This is a genomic window from Methanocrinis sp. (assembly GCF_049974945.1).
Taxonomy (GTDB): Archaea; Halobacteriota; Methanosarcinia; order Methanotrichales; family Methanotrichaceae; genus Methanocrinis.
Genome location: NZ_JBNGCU010000170.1, coordinates 1 through 2,111, shown reverse-complemented (window position 1 = coordinate 2,111; position 2,111 = coordinate 1). Strand labels below are relative to the sequence as shown.

General features: G+C 59.0%; 2 protein-coding genes and 1 tRNA gene. 1 reads left to right on the top strand and 2 read right to left on the bottom strand.

Going from position 1 to position 2,111, the window contains the following annotated elements; translation table 11 throughout:
• Positions 1 to 337 precede the first annotated feature (337 nt).
• A tRNA-Leu gene (locus tag ACP5EL_RS10230) sits at positions 338 to 422 on the bottom strand.
• A gap of 115 nt (positions 423 to 537) precedes the next feature.
• Complete coding sequence (locus ACP5EL_RS10225; protein WP_428402408.1) at positions 538 to 1,515, bottom strand: radical SAM protein; 978 nt, start codon at positions 1,513 to 1,515, stop codon at positions 538 to 540.
• A gap of 255 nt (positions 1,516 to 1,770) precedes the next feature.
• On the opposite strand from ACP5EL_RS10225, the gene ACP5EL_RS10220 reads away from it, so the two are divergent.
• The coding region (locus tag ACP5EL_RS10220) for an alkaline phosphatase family protein (RefSeq protein ID WP_428402407.1) at positions 1,771 to 2,111 on the top strand (341 nt) is incomplete at its 3' end.

Genomic DNA, 2,111 nt, shown 5'->3' with positions numbered 1-2,111 from the left:
AGAGCTCTGCTTATAAAGAGAGCTCTGCTTATAAAGGGACCTCTTCGGTCCCTCCAGCGTCCCACTGGATGGACGGCCCTGATGTTACAGGGGGCTTCTTATCCAGAGCACCTGCTCTCTGAGATATTACTCAAGGTTTATATCGATTGCGGCTTGGTTCCGTCCCGCTGGATCGCTGACTTCTATCCGATTTCTAGATCATACGATTATGGCGTACTCCCTCTCTTTGGGGCTGTGCACCCCTAGAAACTCTATCCTATCCTCCACCATCCCCTCGACCGGGCCGAGATCGATGATCATCACCCTGTCCTGGTCATGCTTTATGAGATCTAATTAATGCGGGGGAGGGGATTCGAACCCCCGAACTCCTGCGAGACTAGGCCCTGAACCTAGCGCCGTTGACCTGGCTTGGCGACCCCCGCACAGAAAGGCAACCTTGAAGTCTCAGTACACCTATTTAATGGTATTCTTGGACGGCGCCGTGATGAGCTGACCTGCCTGATCGATGATGAGGATTTTGAGTCCTGAGCGCCGTCTTCAAAGATCCCGGTGGGGGATCAGGTCGCACCCGGTGCACCGGTAGCATCCCGTCTCGGCGACATCGCCGCGAAGACCGTGCTCGTCGAGGACCCCTCTTACATGACGGGCGAGTTCTATCAGCCGCTCCGGGGACGGCCTGGACATCTCGATCTCGCCCACCCTCAGAGGATGGGGGTAGACGGCCCTGATGATCGGAAGGACGCCCATCTCGGCCAGCTCCTCGATACCATCACGAAGGGCGCGATCCGACTCGCCGAGGCCTATGATCACATTGGAGAAGACTCTGTTTTCACCGAAGTGGCCGACGGCGTCCGATAGAGCCATCTTGATCTTCTTCAGGGAGACCCCTGGGCAGACCCGCCCGAAGAGCTCCGGGTCCAGGCACTCGACGTTGTACTTGATCTCGTCTGCTCCCGCCTCCCTCAGGATCTCGCTGGAGCGGGGGGCGGGGGTCACCGAGACCCCTATCGGCAGGTCGAACCTGCGAAGGCTCCTCACGATATCGGCGACCTTGGCCACCTCATCCTCCGGAGAACTCTCGACGCCGCTGGTGAGGGATATCGCCTCCAGCTCCCCGGTATCCTGGGCCCGGCCCACCATATCCACCACCCGCTCTTTGGACTTGACGCCCCCCGAGAGCTTCGGCACAGCGCAGAACTTGCAGTCGTAGATGCACTTCTCGCTGACGGTGATGTAGGCCTGCCGGGGACAGTGGAGGAGGGGTCGTTCGAGAGCACCCCTAGCGACCTCGACACCGTTCTCGATTATCGTCACCTCGCCCTCGTTCAGCTCTGCGAGCTTCAGAGGAGAGCTCTCCACCACCGAGAGCCTCACCCTCCTCTCGCCGGATCTTAAGAAGATGTTCTTCTCTCCGGCGCCGGGACCGGCCGTCGAGACGGGGCCGGAGGGGGGGAGCGATTCCGGCAGCTCAATGCTGCCCAGAGAGATGAGATGCGCCTTGGTCTTGAGGTCCATCGCAGTCATATATCCGGCGGGAGTTTATAGCGATGACCCCCCAAGCGGGAACGGATAGCCCAAAGACACCTCCTGCCTCCTGAAACGGCCAAACCTATTTCATCGATGGGACCGCAAGGTTGCCCCCTCAAGGTGTAAGAGGTGATTTGGAATGTCTATAGCTGTACCAAAGAGCACTGGAGCGGGTTCTGAACCGACCTCTGAGAAACAGAACAGGATCTGTGAAGAGTACCTACTCTTTTGAACCGGAGGAAGATGTCGAGATCTATCAAGCTCGTGGACGTCGCCCCCACCATGGCCCGGGTCCTGGGGGTGAGGACCCCTCCCATCGATGGGAAGGCCATCGACGATGTAGAGGGATGGGGGTGCGACAGAGTCGTTCTCGCGATCGTCGACAGCCTGGGGTACGGCCTCTACAAAGATCTGGAGCCCGACCTTCCGAATATGAGATCCATGGCCGAAGAGGGGCTTCTCCTCAAAGCTGAATGCGTCGCTCCCTCCACCACCCCCGCCATAGCCTCGATTCTCACCGGCCTCATGCCCCAAAACCACGGGATCAGAAACACCGGCCAGGCCTCCGAATCAAAGATCAGGAG

Bases quoted from the DNA above. Each gene is read 5' to 3' on its own strand.
- ACP5EL_RS10225 (WP_428402408.1), bottom strand. From the start codon at position 1,515: ATGGACCTCAAGACCAAGGCGCATCTCATCTCTCTGGGCAGCATTGAG.